This window comes from Mesorhizobium sp. P160187 (genome assembly GCF_057766425.1).
The window spans coordinates 887,135-902,213 of the sequence record NZ_JBYMDX010000003.1; the positions used below are offsets into that span (position 1 = coordinate 887,135).

Genomic DNA, 15,079 nt, shown 5'->3' on the forward strand with positions numbered 1-15,079 from the left:
TTCCCGAAAGGACGTGACAGGACCTCAACAGCCTTGCAGATCTTCCGGCAGATAGCAGACCGCCGGCTTGGTGCTGGTTTCAAACAGCGACTGCTTCGGCCTGAAATAGAAGAACGTGGCCGGCTTGCTCTCCCGTGTGCTGCCATCGGCGAAATGGGCGGCGATGCTGAAGCGATGGATCGACGACATTGACGACCACATTTTCAGCCGTGCCGTGTAGGCGCTGAGATTCTTGTTGCCGCGCACCGGCATGGGGATGCTGTAATCGGTCTTGCCGATCGGAAATTCGATGTTCTGGTAGCGTTGCGCTTCGGGCGACGCGCCGCCGCCATCGCCGCATTCGGCGAGCAATTCTGGGACCTCGATGCTGACCAGCGAGACGATGACGCGAAACGGCTCGCTCTGCTGGTAGACAGCGCCCTGATCGTCCGCCCAGGAATAATCGAGCTTGCCAATCCCGGTCACGCTCATTTTCTCGACGCTGCCGCTGATGTAATCGGCAACGTCGCCGAACTTGACCTTGTTGGCCACCTGGGCGCGGCAGACATCCAGGCTGTCCCTTGACGGGCAGGTGAAGCGCTCGGTCTCGAGCGTGGTTGTGTCGACGCCGGCTTCAATCAGCACGTTCTTGATCGAGACGTCGACGCCGTCGCCGAAAGTGCCGATGTCCTTCGTGAACGTGCGGCTCGGCTCGCCGGTCGCGTTGTCCTCCTCGTCGGTCCTGGTGAACTGGATCGACATCTTCATGTCTTTCACGTCGCCCCAGCCATTGTTGACGATCGAGAAGTCGGGGCGGAAGCCGACGCAGCCATAATGCTCGCTGATCGACAGCATCGGCTTGCGGTAGGCCTCGCTCGCGGCCACCTTCATTTCCAGGCTGTCGATCTTGACCCTCGACTGGTCGGTGGTCTTGAGGTCGACTTCGGCGAAGGCCGGCGCCGTCTCCCAGTCCATGCCTTCATAGACATTGCCGGTACGAATCTCTCCGGTGCCGTTCCAGGCATCATTGTACTGGTCCGACACCGGATAGATCGCGATGTCTTCGTCGCGCACGAGATGCTGGTACTGCATGTCGGCCTGCTGCGTCATGCGCTGGTCGACGGCAATGCCGATCTCGACCTTGTCGGCGGAACCGCCGCCGGTCTGCGCCTTGAGCAACCCGCCCACTCTGGCATCGGCCAGCACATCGGGGCGCGCACCGCCGATCTCCTTGCCCTTCGCCCATTGCGACCAGTACACGGTGCCGCCGGGCAACCGGGTGCGGCCCTTGCCGTCCTTCAGCCCATCGGCAAAAGAGCCGACGAATATCTTGCCTGTCTTCGTCTCCAGCCTGCCCTCGCCATTCGGCACACCGGCCCTGAATTGCCCTTCATAGCGATTGCCGTCGGCATCGACATGGATCGCATGGCCGTCGAGCTGGCCGGCGACCCAACGGCCGTCGAGAATCTCGCCTGAACGCAGCTCCAGCCGGCCTTGTCCTTCGGGGCGGCCATTCCTGATCTCGCCGAAATAGCTGGAATAGATCGTCTTGGGGTCGTAGCTCGCCGAGCCGCGTACGCGCCAGACCAGCCTGCCCTTGCCGTTGACGGTGCCGTCGGCTGCGACGGTGCGGTCCGGCGACACGCCGGCTGCCGGCTCCCAGGTGAAATCAAGACTCAATTCCGGGTGGGAATCCCAGACCCGTACATTCTTGCGCAGCACCGAACGTGTTTCGCTTTTATAGAGGATTTGCACCCGCTCGGCCCAGGCGCCATCGGGTGTGGCACCGCCTTGATCGGCCATAGCGGAAAAGCATGTCAGTGCGGCCAGCATGGATGCAGCCGCCATCGCTTTGACTCCAAAGCTCATTCTTGCCCGCGCCATCTTACCCAACCCCTTGGATTGCCTAGCGTAAGCACCGCTGTAACACAGTGCAAGAGAGGTGTTTCGATACAAAAAAACCGGCGGCAGGAACGTCCCGCCGCCGGTTTGGTAGTGCTGGTTATCGCCGCTGTTTGCCGGCGAAAGATCGGGCCTTATTTGTACAGGCTGTTGATCCACGCCACGTTGGCAGCGTTCAGGCGCACCGCAGTGTTGGCGTTGGGGCTTTCGGCCACGTTCACGCCGGTGACGACGCGCTGCTTGGCGCCATTGTCGTAGGCGTAGACCGAGCTGCCGCTCGACCCCGGATAGGTGTCGCAGTCGTACTGGAAATACTCCGCGCCGACGTTTTCGGCTTTCACTTCGCAGGTCGCCTTCCACATCGTTCCCATCGGCTTGTCGCCGGGATAGCCAACGATGTTTGCGGTGAAATCGCCGAGGTTCTCATAGTTGGCATAACCCAGCCAGCCGAGATTGGTGCCGACATCCTGCTTCAGCGTGATGATGCCGAGGTCCCACGGAATGACCGAGCCGTAGTAACCCTGATAATTGTCGATGAAGCCCTGCAGGATATAGACGCTCTCGTAGCTGAAAGCGCCAAACGGTGCATCGTCGGCGGTGTTGCCGTTGAGCGACGGCACGAAGATGACGTCGTCGAGCCAAGCCTTGTCTTCATTGCTGTAGAGGCAATGCGCGGCGGTGAGCACCGTGCGCGGACCGATCAGGGTTCCCGAGCAGCTGCCATAACCGCTCTTGGCTTTGCCTTCGATATACCCGATCGCGGTGAACGGGTAGGTCTTGGTGTTCTTGATCTGCTCGCGATCGTCGGCCCCGAACACCTGGCGGCCGGCTTCGTCGCCGCCCGTCAATCCGGTCTTGTCGGCGTTCGGTGTGTTGGCGGGCGCGTTCAATTCCTTGATGACAAGGTCCTTCAGCGTCTCGCCTGCATCGATCTTGATGTCCTTGCCATCGGCGGAACGTCCGACGATGCCATAGGATTTGACCGCCGTGCCCTCGTCGGTCAGCGGCGCTGCCCGGCTGGCTTCATCTTCGGTCAGTTTCGGCGGCGCGATCGGCTTTGCACGGCCGGGCTGGTAGTCGCCCGTTCCGAGATCGCGCATGCTTTCGCCATTGCCGGCATTCGCTGAGCCGGGATCGGCGGCGAAGGCAGGCATCGTCCACAGTGCGGTGGATAGCAGTGCGGACGCAATGATAGTGCTTGTCAGTTTCGTCATGGTGAGACTCTCCCAAAAGTCAGCAAGGAGTGGAGCAAAATACAGAAATATTGTCGAGATCGTGGTGGAGTTAAAAAATTAGTTTGGTTACCCGCCCGTATCGGATCATCGGTCCGGGCGGCCTCGTTAAAGCCCTCCGCCAAACGCACCCGCGTCGATATACTGCCTAAAATAATCCAACATTGGCAATGACAAATCGCTTCCACGTAGCCCGTGGGGGGCTATAGGGTTTGGGTGGGCTCTGCCCGATGGGGCACGATTAGCAAAAGTCGTATTTCGGTTTTATGACCGCGCGGATGTCGTTCGTTCTGGCAGAAGGCGATCGAGGTACCGGTACCGCTTCTGTTGGTTATGCGTCATGGCGGCATGGCTCGGCATTTTTCATCTCAGGAGGGTTTCAAGGTGAACATTATCCATCGGTTCAGGCCGCTTGCCGCTGCATCGCTGCTGGGCATCGCGGCCGCTTTCCCCGCCGTCAACGCGCTCTATGCAGCCGACGACGCCGCCAGGCCGGAAGCGGCGGTCTCGCCGATGCAGCGCGTCGCCGAATCCCGGGACAAGGCCAAGGCCGAGAATCCCGACGGGGCCGACCGCGTCTATGGCGGCAAGGAAGCCGACAAAGGGGCCTATCCGTTCCAGGTGGCGCTGCTGACCAGCGCCCGGCTGGACCCCAGCCCGGCCTCGCAGCCGAACGCGCAATTCTGCGGCGGCAGCCTGATTGCTCCGCAATGGGTGCTGACGGCGGCGCACTGCCTCAACGACAAGGGCCGGCCGATTTCGCCCGACACGGTGACCGTGCTGACCGGCGCCACCGATCTTACCGAAGGCAAGCGCTACAAGGTGATCGAGGTTATCGTCAACGAGGGCTACAGCGAACAGACGCTGGACAATGATCTCGGCCTGCTCCGGCTGGCGGAGCCCGCCGATGCGCCGGTCATCAAGATCACCAATGAGCCGACGCCAGACAGCGGCAAGACCACCGTCATCGGCTGGGGCAAGATGCAGGACGGCACCTTCCCGACCGCGCTGATGGTGGCCGATCTCGATCTCGAGCCGAGCGCTGCCTGCAACAGCGGCATCAAGTCGATCTATGCGCATGACCTAAAGGCGGCACTTGGCGATCTCTCGCATCGGATGCGTTATTCGGAAAAGGGCATCGATGCCGCCGCCAATGCGATCGCCGCCGATATGTCGGATCCGCTGACCAAGAACATGATCTGCGCCGGCACCGACAGCGGCGAACGCGACGCCTGCAACGGCGACAGCGGCGGTCCGCTGTTCATGACCGGCGCCAACGGTCCGGTCCAGGTCGGCGTCGTCTCCTGGGGCGAAGGTCCGTCCGACGGCACCGCCGCTTGCGGCCACAAGAATGCCTATGGCATCTACACGCGATTGGCCAACTATACGGGTTGGATCGAAGCCAAGATGAAGACCCCGGCTCCGGCAGCCGCGGCGGCGCCCAAGGCCGGTCTCGGCACGGCCAAGAAGCCCTGAACGGGCCCGAAGCTTGATAAACGCAAAACGGCGGGATCTTTCCCGCCGTTTGATTCATGTCCGGTGCCGGCTGTTCCGCTTACTTCCGCGGCGGGCCTTTGCGCTCGGCCGACGCCGCCCACAGATTGATGTCGGACTCGCGTGCGTAAGTGTCGATTTCGGCGAGCTCGGCATCGCTGAACTCGAGCACCTTGAGCGCGCCGACGCAGTCCTCGACCTGTTCGGGCCGGCTGGCGCCGATCAGCGCCGAGGTGACCCGGCCCTTGCGCAGCACCCAGGCTAGCGCCATCTGCGCCAGCGTCTGGCCACGCTTGCCGGCGATCGCGTTCAGCGCCTGGATGTTGGCGATGGTCTTTTCGTTGATGAAGGCGGGCCGCAGCGACTTGCCTTGGCTGGCGCGGCTGCCCTTGGGGATGCCGCCGAGATATTTGTCGGTCAGCATGCCTTGCGCCAGCGGCGAGAACACGATCGATCCGACACCGAGCCCTTCCAGCGTATCGAGCAGTCCGTCCTCTTCGACCCAGCGGTTGAGCATCGAATAGCTCGGCTGATGGATGATGCAAGGCGTGCCGAGCTGCTTCAATATGTCGGCCGCCTCGCGCGTGCGCTGCGAATTGTAGGACGAAATGCCGGCATAGAGCGCCTTGCCGGAACGCACCGCATGGTCGAGAGCGCCCATCGTTTCCTCAAGCGGCGTATCCGGATCGAAGCGGTGCGAATAGAAGATGTCGACATAGTCGAGCCCCATCCGCTTCAGGCTCTGGTCGAGGCTCGCCAGCACATATTTGCGGCTGCCCCATTCGCCATAAGGCCCTGCCCACATCTCATAGCCCGCCTTGGTCGAGATGATCAGCTCGTCCCGATAGCCGGCGAAGTCGGTGCGCAATATCTCGCCGAAGGCGATCTCGGCCGAGCCCGGCGGCGGACCGTAATTGTTGGCGAGATCGAAATGGGTGATGCCGAGATCGAAGGCCTTGCGCGCGATCGCCTGCTTGGTCTTGTGCGGCGTGTCGTTGCCGAAATTGTGCCACAGACCGAGCGAGATCGCCGGCAGTTTCAGGCCGGATCGCCCACATCTGTTGTAGAGCATTTTCTCATAGCGGTGTTCAGCCGGCTGCCAGCGCATGGGGTACAGATCCTGGATTGTATGGGTGTCGGCGCGAGCGCGCCGACACCCTTCTACCTCATTTCTGCTTCGCCAACAGTCCTTTTGCGTCCTTGACGCCGAGTGCAGCCGGCCGCTCGCAGCTGGTCTGCATGGCGACGAACTTGCCGGTCTCGCCCGACCGCAACAGGCCGGTCATGACGTCGACGGCATGCAGCGCGAGCTCCATCGAGCAACGATGCGGCCGGCCCTCGGCGATCGCCAGCGCCATGTCGGCAAGGCCTGCGGTGCGGTAGTTGGCCATCATGCCCTGGCCGTGCATTTCGTTGGGCACGCCGAACGGATGCTGCCATTTCGGCAGTTTCTTCACCGGTTTTGCCGCCTTGGTTATGCGCACGTCGCCACCGAAGAAATTCGGATCCGGCACGAACACCGTGCCCGTCTCGCCATAGAGTTCCATCGGCGCATGACCATGCGCCCAGACGTCCCAGCTGGTGTTGAGCGTGACCACGGCGCCGTTCTCGAACTCCAGCAGGCCGTGGATCGTCGTCGGCGTGTTGACCGGGATTTTTTCGCCCGCGCGCGGTTTCGACGAGATCGTGCGTTCCTTGGCAGGCGTCGTCGCGAAGGCCGCCACCTGCTTCACCGGCCCGATCAGCTGGATCAGGTTGGTGATGTAGTAAGGCCCGATGTCGAGCACCGGCCCGGCGCCCGGCTGGAAGAAGAAATCGGGATTGGGGTGCCAGTGCTCCATGCCGTGGCCCATCACATGACAGGTGCCGCTGGTGATCTTGCCGAGCGCGCCGGTGTCGATGAGGTTGCGCACCAGCTGGTGCGCGCCGCCGAGGAAAGTGTCCGGAGCCGAACCGATGCGCAGCCCTTTCTTCTCGGCCCGGCTCTTGAGGTCGAGCCCTTCCTTGACCGACAGCACGAACGGCTTTTCCGAATAGACGTGCTTGCCGGCATCGAGGATCTGCTTCGACACCCCGTAGTGCACCGCCGGGATGGTGAGGTTGACGATGATGTCGATCTCGTCATCCTTGAGCAGTTCTTCGACGGTCTCGGCGCGCAGCTTGAACTCCTTCGCCCGTGCCTTGGCCGCGTCCATGTTGATGTCGGCGCAGGCGCGCATCTCAATGCCGCGAAACAGCGGCGCCAGCGAGAAATACGCTTTCGAGATGTTGCCGCAGCCGATGACGCCGATACCCAGTTTCTTTGCCATGATGATTGTTCCTAGTAAGCCTTGACGGATGCGAGCGAGCGGCTGGCGAAGCGCTCGATATCGTTGGGGTTGTCCTGTTCCATGACGTAATATTTGGCCGCGCTCTTCGCCCGAAGTGTCTTGATCAGGCCGGCCCAGTCGATGGTGCCGTGGCCGACATCCGCCCAGCCGTCCTCGTCAAGGCCTTCGCCTGACTTGGCCATGTCCTTGACATGGACGGCCCTGATGCGCTTGCCGTGCTTTTCGATCCACGGAAGCGGATCAACGCCGCCGCGGACTACCCAGGCGACGTCCATCTCCCAGCCGATGTCGGGCGCAGTCGACAGGATGTGATCCTGCGGCACCGAGCCGTCGGCGAGTGTCTTGAACTCGAAATCATGGTTGTGCCAGGCAAAGCCGTAGCCGGCTTTTTTTGCGGTCTCGCCGACCTTGGCCAGACGCTCGCCGAAGCCGCGCCAGCCGGCAGCGTCGGCCGGCCGCTGCTCGGCCAGCAGATAGGGACAGATGACGAGCGTGATGCCGAGTGCGTCGGCTGTTTTGCGTACGCCGTCGAAATCATTCTCCAGCGCATCGATCGAGAAATGTCCGGTCGGCATCGAAAGCCCGTTCTTGTCGAGTTCGGCGCGGAACGCCGTGGGGTCGTCATAGACGCCGCCGAAACCTTCGACTTCCTTGTAGCCGAGCTTGCCGAGCATTTTCAGGATGCCTTCCCACGGCTGGAAATTGCGGGCGCTGTAGAGTTGGAATGACCAGTTCATCGTCTCTGTCCGTTTCTTGGGTGGAAGGCTTGGGGATGTTTTCGGGGGATCGTTTTCGCGAGATCGTTTTAGGGGGATCGTTCTTGGGAGGATGGTTTGCGGATGATTCTAGAGGGTCACAGGCGATTGCCGGTCGCGGCGTCGAACAGCGAGGCGCGCGCCGGATCGAAACCGAACTGGATCGGATCGCCGCTGCGCAGCGTCCGTTCCGCCTCGACGCGGAAGGAGAGGTTGCGGCCGGCAAGCTTCGTCCACACCAGCGTGTCGGAACCCATCGGCTCGACGATCTCGACCGAACCGCCGGCGGAAAACGGCATCGACTTTGCAGCGTCACCGAAAGCGATATGTTCAGGCCGGATGCCCAGCACGCAAGCGCCGGCCGGGCGCTCCGTGCCGTCAAAGGTATAGCGATCGAGCGGCACCGAAACACCGTCGGTCCTGAACACTGGAGCAGCACTGGCCTCCAGCTCCCCTTCGAGGAAATTCATCGCCGGCGAGCCGAGGAAGCCGGCGACAAACCGGTTGACCGGCCGGTTGTAGATCGTCTGCGGCGCGTCGAGCTGCTGGATGACGCCGCCGCGCATGACCGCGATACGATCGGCCAGTGTCATCGCCTCGATCTGGTCGTGGGTGACGTAGATCATGGTGTTCTGCAGCTTGCGATGCAGGAGCTTGATTTCGACGCGCAGTTCCGAGCGCAGCTTGGCGTCGAGATTGGATAGTGGCTCGTCGAACAGGAAGACGTCGACGTCGCGCACCAGCGCCCGCCCGATCGCCACCCGCTGGCGTTGGCCGCCGGACAAGGCCGCGGGCTTGCGCTGCAAAAGCGGCTCGATCTGCAGGATCTCGGCGGCGCGGGCGATGCGCTTGGCGATCTCGTCCCTGGGCACGCCGGCAACGCGCAGGCCGAACGACAGGTTCTTCTCCACCGTCATTTGCGGATAAAGCGCATAGGACTGGAACACCATGCCGATGCCGCGATCCTTGGGCTCTTCCCAGGTGACGTTCTTGCCCTTGATGAAGATGCGGCCTTCGGAAATATCGAGCAGCCCGGCGATGCAGTTGAGCAAGGTCGACTTGCCGCAGCCCGAGGGACCGAGCAGCACGATGAACTCGCCCTCTGCGACCTCGAGATTGAGGGTCTGCAGCACCGATACAGAGCCGAAGTTCAGGGACAGGTCCTGGATCGAAACGCTGGTGCCGTTGGCTGCCGTCATCGCCATCACCCTTTCACCGCACCGGCGGCGATGCCGCGCACGAAAAGCTTGCCGGAAATGAAGTAGACGATGAGTGGCACGAGCCCGGTCAGGATGGTGGCGGCCATGTTGACGTTGTACTCCTTCACGCCTTGCACCGAATTGACGATGTTGTTGAGCTGCACCGTCATCGGATAGGTGTCGGGGCGGGTGTAGACGACGCCGAACAGGAAGTCGTTCCAGATGCCGGTCACCTGCAGGATGATGGCGACGACGAAGATCGGCAGCGACATCGGCGCCATGATCCGGAGGAAGATGCCCCAGAAGCCGGCGCCGTCGACCCGTGCCGCCCTGAACAGCTCTTCCGGCATCGAGGCAAAATAGTTGCGGAACAAAAGCGTGAGGATCGGCATGCCGAAGATGGAATGGACGATCACCAGGCCGCTGAGGCTGCCGTAGAGGCCGATCTCGCGCAGGATGATGACGATCGGATAGATCATCACCTGATAAGGGATGAAGGCGCCGACGATCAGGATGACGAAGAATGTGTCGGCGCCCTTGAAGCGCCAGTTGGCCAGCGCATAGCCGTTCACCGAGGCGATCGCGATCGACAGCAGCACTGACGGCACGGTGATGCGCACCGAATTCCAGAAGCCGCGCGAAAGCCCGTCGCAATTGAGGCCGGTGCAGGCGGTCGCCCACGCCTTCACCCACGGTTCGAAGGTGATTTCGAGCGGCGGCGAGAAGATATTGCCCATCCGTATCTCGGGCATGCCCTTGAGCGAGGTGACGACCATCACGTAGAGCGGCAGCAGATAGTAGACCGCCACCACGATCAGCGTGCCATAGAGGAAGATGTTGCGGCGCGAGAAGACATGCCGCGGCTTCGGCCCGCGCGGCCCCGAGACTTCGCGCTCGGCGGCACCCGCGCTGGCGGGCAAAGGGACGGCCGGGTCAGCCACGCTTCCTGCCTCCGAATTCAAGGTAGGCCCACGGCACGACGACGATCACCACCGAGAGCAGCATCATGGTCGAGGCGGCAAAGCCCTGGCCAAGATTCTGTGCGAAGAACATGTAGTCATAGACATATTTGGCCGGCACTTCGGAGGCGATTCCGGGGCCGCCGCTGGTCTGGGCGACAACGAGGTCGTAGACCTTGACGATGCCCGACGCGATGATGACCAGCGTGGTGATGAAAACCGGCCGCATCATCGGGATGACGATGAACAGATAGGTCTTCCACATCGGGATCCCGTCTACCCGCGCCGCCTTCCAGATGTCCTCGTCGATGCCGCGCAGGCCGGCCAGCATCAAGCACATGATGAGCCCGGTGCCTTGCCACAGCGCCGCAATCGAAATGCCGTAGATGACGATGCTGGAATTGTAGAGCGGGTCGAAGTTGAAGCTCGTCCAGCCGAGGTCCCGCACCACATGCTGGATGCCGAAATCCGGATTGAGCAGCCACTGCCAGACCAGGCCGGTGACGATGAAGGAAAGCGCGAACGGATAGAGGAAGATGGTGCGGAACGTGTCCTCGAAACGGATCTTCTGGTCGAGAAGCGCTGCAAGCAGGAAGCCGATGACCAGTGAGAACACCAGCGAGATCGCGCCGTAGATCAAAAGGTTCTCGATCGAGATCAGCCAGCGCGGCGTCGCCCACAGCCGGTAATACTGATCGAGCCCGGCGAAATTCAGCCGCGGCAGCAGCTTCGAATTGGTGAAGGAATAGAACACCGTCCAGACGGTGCCGCCGACGAAAACCACCGACGCGGTGAGGATCATCGGGATCGAGGCGACCTTCGCATTGATGTTGCGGAACAGCGGGTTGGGGCGTTCGCTCTTGCTCATCTCGTCAGCCGGCTGGGTAAGGGCGGTGCGATCCCGGCCCTGCTTTCGCAAGGCCGGGAGCGAGGTGTATTGCCTCCAACGTCAGTCTGCCGAAGCGATGAGGTCGGCGAAGCGCTTCTGCGCGTCTTCGATGGTCAGGTCCGGCTTGGCGAAGAATTCGGCGAAGAGATCTTCCTTCTGCTTCTGGGTATCCTGCGAAAGCAGTTGGTCCGTCCACGGGATGACGGCGCCCTTGGCGAGGATGGCCAGACCCTTCTTCATGCAGTCGTTCGCCGCATTGAGATCGACGTCGCCGCGCACCGGCAGCGAGCCCTTCTTGAGATTGAAGGCGACCTGAGTCTTGGGGTCGAGCAGCGTCTCTGCCAACACCTCCTGCGCCTTGGACTTGTCGGCATCCTTGAGCAGCGGGAAATAGAAGGCGTCGCCGCCAGTGGCGATAACTTCGTTCAGACCGAGGCCCGGCAGGCAGGCATAGTCCTTGCCGGCGACCTTGCCGGCAACCTGGAACTCGCCTTGCGCCCAGTCACCCATGATCTGGCCGCCGGCCTTGCCGGTGATGACCAGATTGGTCGCCTGGTTCCAGTCCTGCACATTGGTGTTCTTCGCCATCTTGCGGGCATCGTCGGCGGCCTTGAAGACCTTGGCGATCTCGGGCCCGGCGGCGAACTTGGCGTCCTTGTCCTTGTAGACCTTGAGGAATGCATCGGTGCCGCCGACCGCCGCCAGCAGCACATCGAAGGCGCCGGAAGATTGCCAGGCCTGTCCGCCGACAGCGAGCGGGATGATGCCCGCCTTTTCCAGGGCGGGCGCTGCCGCCACGAATTCATTCCAGTCCTTCGGCAGCGGCACGCCGGCCTTCTCGAAGGCTTCGTTCGACAGCCACAACCACTGCCAGGAGTGGATATTGACCGGCACGCAGTAGATCTTGCCGTCTATGGTGCAACTGTCGAGCAGGCTCTTCGGCCGCACGATTTCCGTCCACTTGCCCTTGGTGGCGACATCGGTGAGGTCGCGCATCAGGCCGGCCTGCACCAGTTCTTCGGCCTGCCGGCCGTGATTGAACTGGGTGGCGCCCATCGGATCGCCGCCGGTGATGCGGCTGATCATGATCGGCCGTGCCGTGCCGCCGGATCCGGCAATGGCGCCGTCGACCCAGTGATTGCCGGTCGCGTCGAAGGCCTTGGCGAATTCCGCAACCGCCGCCGCCTCGCCGCCCGACGTCCACCAATGGGTGACTTCCAGGTCGGTGGCGGCCGCCGGGCCGGCAAGCTGAAGCGCGGCCGTCGCGGCAAGGGCAGCGGTCAAAAGTCTATAGCGCATTTCGGTTCCTCCCAGAATCTGAAACGTTACAGATTTTCGATACGGCAATTATGCGGTGCGTGCAACCCCTGAGATAAACGCGCTCGAATGTTTTTTCGAGGCGCGAACAAATTCGTTGCGTGCAAACCGGCAAACTCCGCGCAAAACCGGGTGCTGCGCTGCAAAATCATGCTGCAGCGCAAGAAAACCGTCTCGAACCTGATTGTCGCGCAACGTTTCTGGCCGCCAAAACCCTGCCAAAACCATGGCTTGAGAGACCCACGCGCTGCGATGTTGGAAATCTGTAACGTTTCAGTATATTGAGGCCTGACGGCGAAGAACCGTGCCACATCGTCATCGAAGCGATTGTCGGCTGGTCCGGCGGCTGCTATGCGCCTGACGGGGCGGGACGAATGGACAGGGACCAGACGGAGAAGGACGACGAGGCGTCGGCGCATGAGCGGCCGACGCTGAAAACGCTTGCCTTCATGACGGGGCTCGGCGTCACCACCGTCTCGCGCGCACTCAAGGATGCACCCGAGATCGGCGCCGAGACCAGGCGGCGGGTTCAACTCGTCGCCAGGCAGATCGGCTACCGGCCGAACCGCGCCGGCGTGCGCCTGCGGACTGGCAAGACCAATGTTATCAGCCTCGTGCTCAATACCGAGCGCGAGATCATGAGCTTTGTCTCGGACATCATCTACGGCGTCTCGGAGGTCATTGCCGACACACCCTATCACCTGATCGTCACGCCCTACTCGCGCTCGCAGGATCCGCTGGACCCGGTAAAGTATCTGGTCGAGTCCGGCTCGGCCGATGGCGTCATCATCTCACGCACGCAGCCCAACGATCCGCGCGCCCGCTACATGCTGGAGCGTGGCATACCCTTTGCCACGCATGGCCGCACCGATATGGGGCTTGTCCACCCCTATCACGACTTCGACAATTACGCCTTCGCCGCCGAAGCGGTGCGCCATCTGGCCGGCGTCGGCCGGCGCCGGCTGGCGCTGGTAGCGCCGCCGGTCGGGCTCACCTATTACGACCACACGGTCAATGGCTTTGCCGACGCACTGAGCGAGGTCGATGCCAGCGAAGTGCCGTTCAACGCTGTTTCAATCGACCAGTCGATCGATCAAATCAGGACGCGGACCGCGCAGTTGATGCGCCGCGACGTCAGGCCGGACGGTTTCGTCAGCAGCGCCGCCGCAGCGACGCTGGCAATCGTCGCCGGCATCGAGGATGCCGGCCTGAAACTCGGCCGCGACGTCGATGTCGTGTCCAAGCAATCGTCGGAACTGCTGCATCTGTTCCGCCGGGAGTTGCTGATCGTCAACGAAGACTTCCGCCTCGCCGGCACCGAGCTTGCCCGCGCCGTGCTGGGCTGGATAGGCGGCGCGGCACCTGGCTCTTTGCAGACAGTGGTCAAGCCAGGCGACGTCGTCGCGTATCAGGGCTGACTGGCACGACCTGAGAGGTCCGCCTCACCTGACCCTATCCGGCCGCTCCACTTCCCCATGGCCCATGGAAAGCGCCCTGCTCGCCGATGCGCTCGAAGCCATGCGCGCCGAAGAAGTCGCGCTGCGCCTGGATCAGGTTCGAGGTGCCGCGGCCCTGGCGGTAGCTGTCGAAATAGGCAAGTGCCGACGCCAGTGCAGGCACCGGCGAGCCTGCTTCCGATGCCTTGGCAACGGTGCGCCTAAGCGACGGATGCGCCTCCTGCATCATGGTGGTGAAAGCCGGCGCCATCAAAAGGTTGGTGGACGCGCCGCCCGAGCCGAAGGCTTCCGCCATGGTGTCGAGCATCTGCGAGCGGATGATACAGCCGGCACGCCAGATCTTGGCGATGGTCGGCATCGGCAGGCTCCAGTTGAACTCCTTCGAGGCGGCGCTCATCACCGCGAAACCTTGTGCATAGGCGGCGATCTTGCCGGCGAGCAGCGCCAGCTCCAGGTCTTTCAGAAGTGCCGCCTTGTCGCCGGAGATCTTGGTGACGCCGATATTGCCATAGGCTTTTTCGGCCGCCTGCCGCTCATCCTTGATCGAGGACAGCACGCGGGCCGCCACCGCCGCCTCGATGGCCGTCGCCGGAATGCCGAGCTGCTGCGCCTCGATGACAGACCATTTGCCGGTGCCCTTCTGGCCGGCACGGTCGAGGATGATGTCGACCACCGGCTTGCCGGTCTTTGCATCGTCAGCGGCCAGCACCCTGGCGGTGATCTCGATCAGATACGAATCGAGCCGGCCCTTGTTCCAGTCCTCGAAGACCTTGCCGATCTCCTTCGGCCCCATGCCGAGACCGTCACGCAGGATACCGTAGATCTCGGCGATCATCTGCATGTCGGCATATTCGATGCCGTTGTGGATGGTTTTCACGAAATGCCCGGCGCCGTCTGTGCCAAGCCAGGCAGCGCACGGTTCATCCTTGAACTTGGCCGAGATCGCGGTCAGCACGCGTTCGACGCGCTTCCAGGAGTCTTCGGTGCCGCCGACCATGATCGACGGTCCATGGCGCGCGCCTTCCTCGCCGCCGGATACGCCCATGCCGATGAAGGTGAGACCTGAGCCCGACAGTTCCGAAAAGCGCCGCATCGTATCGCGGAAATTGGCGTTGCCGGCATCGATGACGATATCGTTGTCAGACAACACGCCGCGCAGCGCTTCGATCTGTTCGTCGACCGGCTTGCCGGCCAGCACCATGATGATGACCGGGCGCGGCGGCTTGATCGCAGCTGCCAGTTCCTCCAGGCTGTAGCAGGGCACCACCATGTCCCTGAGCGAACCGGCGCCTTCGAGGAAGGCATCGGTGCGCGCCTTGGTGCGGTTGAAGACGGCGATGCGGTGCCCGTGCTCGGCAATGTTGAGCGCGAGGTTGGAGCCCATTGTGCCAAGGCCGATCAGGCCTATTTCGGCTTTTTCCATCGTTTCTTCCCTGCTTTCGGATTTTGTTGAGGCCGCGTTTTTCGGGATGCCCATTTTTCGGCGAGATGATTGACGGGCCTTTCGCGCCACGTCAACCGCCTCGCCGAATTGTGTTGCGTCTGCGTTGTGTCAGACCGAGTCAG

The 15,079-nt window shown here is 62.4% G+C and carries 12 protein-coding genes; 2 read left to right on the plus strand and 10 right to left on the minus strand.

Annotated features, from left to right (window positions below):
- Positions 1–24: 24 nt before the first annotated feature.
- Together AC3CCE_RS07645 and AC3CCE_RS07650 are read right to left on the minus strand one after the other, a co-directional pair.
- Positions 25–1,827 (minus strand): MORN repeat-containing protein, encoded by a 1,803-nt coding sequence (locus tag AC3CCE_RS07645; protein ID WP_488377122.1) that lies wholly within the window; start codon positions 1,825–1,827, stop codon positions 25–27.
- Positions 1,828–2,015: 188 nt separating this feature from the next.
- Complete coding sequence (locus AC3CCE_RS07650) at positions 2,016–3,095, minus strand: trypsin-like serine peptidase (RefSeq protein ID WP_023691993.1); 1,080 nt, start codon at positions 3,093–3,095, stop codon at positions 2,016–2,018.
- 402 nt (positions 3,096–3,497) lie between these two features.
- On the opposite strand from AC3CCE_RS07650, the gene AC3CCE_RS07655 reads away from it, so the two are divergent.
- A complete protein-coding gene (locus tag AC3CCE_RS07655) occupies positions 3,498–4,589 on the plus strand; it encodes a S1 family serine peptidase (RefSeq protein ID WP_352510262.1) in 1,092 nt (363 codons plus the stop codon).
- A 79-nt stretch (positions 4,590–4,668) separates the two neighbouring features.
- Here AC3CCE_RS07655 and mgrA read toward each other — a convergent pair whose 3' ends face one another.
- From mgrA to AC3CCE_RS07690, 7 genes are all read right to left on the minus strand, one after another.
- A complete protein-coding gene (gene mgrA, locus AC3CCE_RS07660) occupies positions 4,669–5,715 on the minus strand; it encodes an L-glyceraldehyde 3-phosphate reductase (RefSeq protein WP_352510261.1) in 1,047 nt (348 codons plus the stop codon).
- 58 nt (positions 5,716–5,773) lie between these two features.
- Positions 5,774–6,916, minus strand: coding sequence for a Gfo/Idh/MocA family protein (locus AC3CCE_RS07665; protein ID WP_352510260.1), 1,143 nt, complete (start codon positions 6,914–6,916; stop codon positions 5,774–5,776).
- Between the two features lie 11 nt (positions 6,917–6,927).
- Positions 6,928–7,674, minus strand: coding sequence for a sugar phosphate isomerase/epimerase family protein (locus tag AC3CCE_RS07670; RefSeq protein WP_352510259.1), 747 nt, complete (start codon positions 7,672–7,674; stop codon positions 6,928–6,930).
- A gap of 116 nt (positions 7,675–7,790) precedes the next feature.
- Positions 7,791–8,891, minus strand: a complete 1,101-nt coding sequence (locus AC3CCE_RS07675; protein ID WP_023728557.1) for an ABC transporter ATP-binding protein — start codon at positions 8,889–8,891, stop codon at positions 7,791–7,793.
- 5 nt (positions 8,892–8,896) lie between these two features.
- Entirely contained in the window at positions 8,897–9,832 is a 936-nt protein-coding gene (locus AC3CCE_RS07680; RefSeq protein ID WP_352624903.1) for a carbohydrate ABC transporter permease, read from the minus strand.
- Positions 9,825–10,718: a carbohydrate ABC transporter permease gene (locus AC3CCE_RS07685; protein WP_023683029.1), complete on the minus strand. Its 894-nt coding sequence runs from the start codon at positions 10,716–10,718 to the stop codon at positions 9,825–9,827. The genes AC3CCE_RS07680 and AC3CCE_RS07685 overlap by 8 nt, the downstream gene beginning before the upstream one ends.
- Before the next feature lie 81 nt (positions 10,719–10,799).
- Positions 10,800–12,038: an ABC transporter substrate-binding protein gene (locus AC3CCE_RS07690; protein ID WP_023683028.1), complete on the minus strand. Its 1,239-nt coding sequence runs from the start codon at positions 12,036–12,038 to the stop codon at positions 10,800–10,802.
- Positions 12,039–12,430: 392 nt separating this feature from the next.
- Here AC3CCE_RS07690 and AC3CCE_RS07695 point away from each other — a divergent pair, with 392 nt between their 5' ends.
- Positions 12,431–13,474 (plus strand): LacI family transcriptional regulator, encoded by a 1,044-nt coding sequence (locus tag AC3CCE_RS07695; protein WP_023692000.1) that lies wholly within the window; start codon positions 12,431–12,433, stop codon positions 13,472–13,474.
- Between the two features lie 34 nt (positions 13,475–13,508).
- On the opposite strand, the gene gndA is transcribed toward AC3CCE_RS07695, so the two are convergent.
- Positions 13,509–14,936, minus strand: coding sequence for an NADP-dependent phosphogluconate dehydrogenase (gndA, locus tag AC3CCE_RS07700; RefSeq protein ID WP_352533983.1), 1,428 nt, complete (start codon positions 14,934–14,936; stop codon positions 13,509–13,511).
- Between the last annotated feature and the right edge of the window lie 143 nt (positions 14,937–15,079).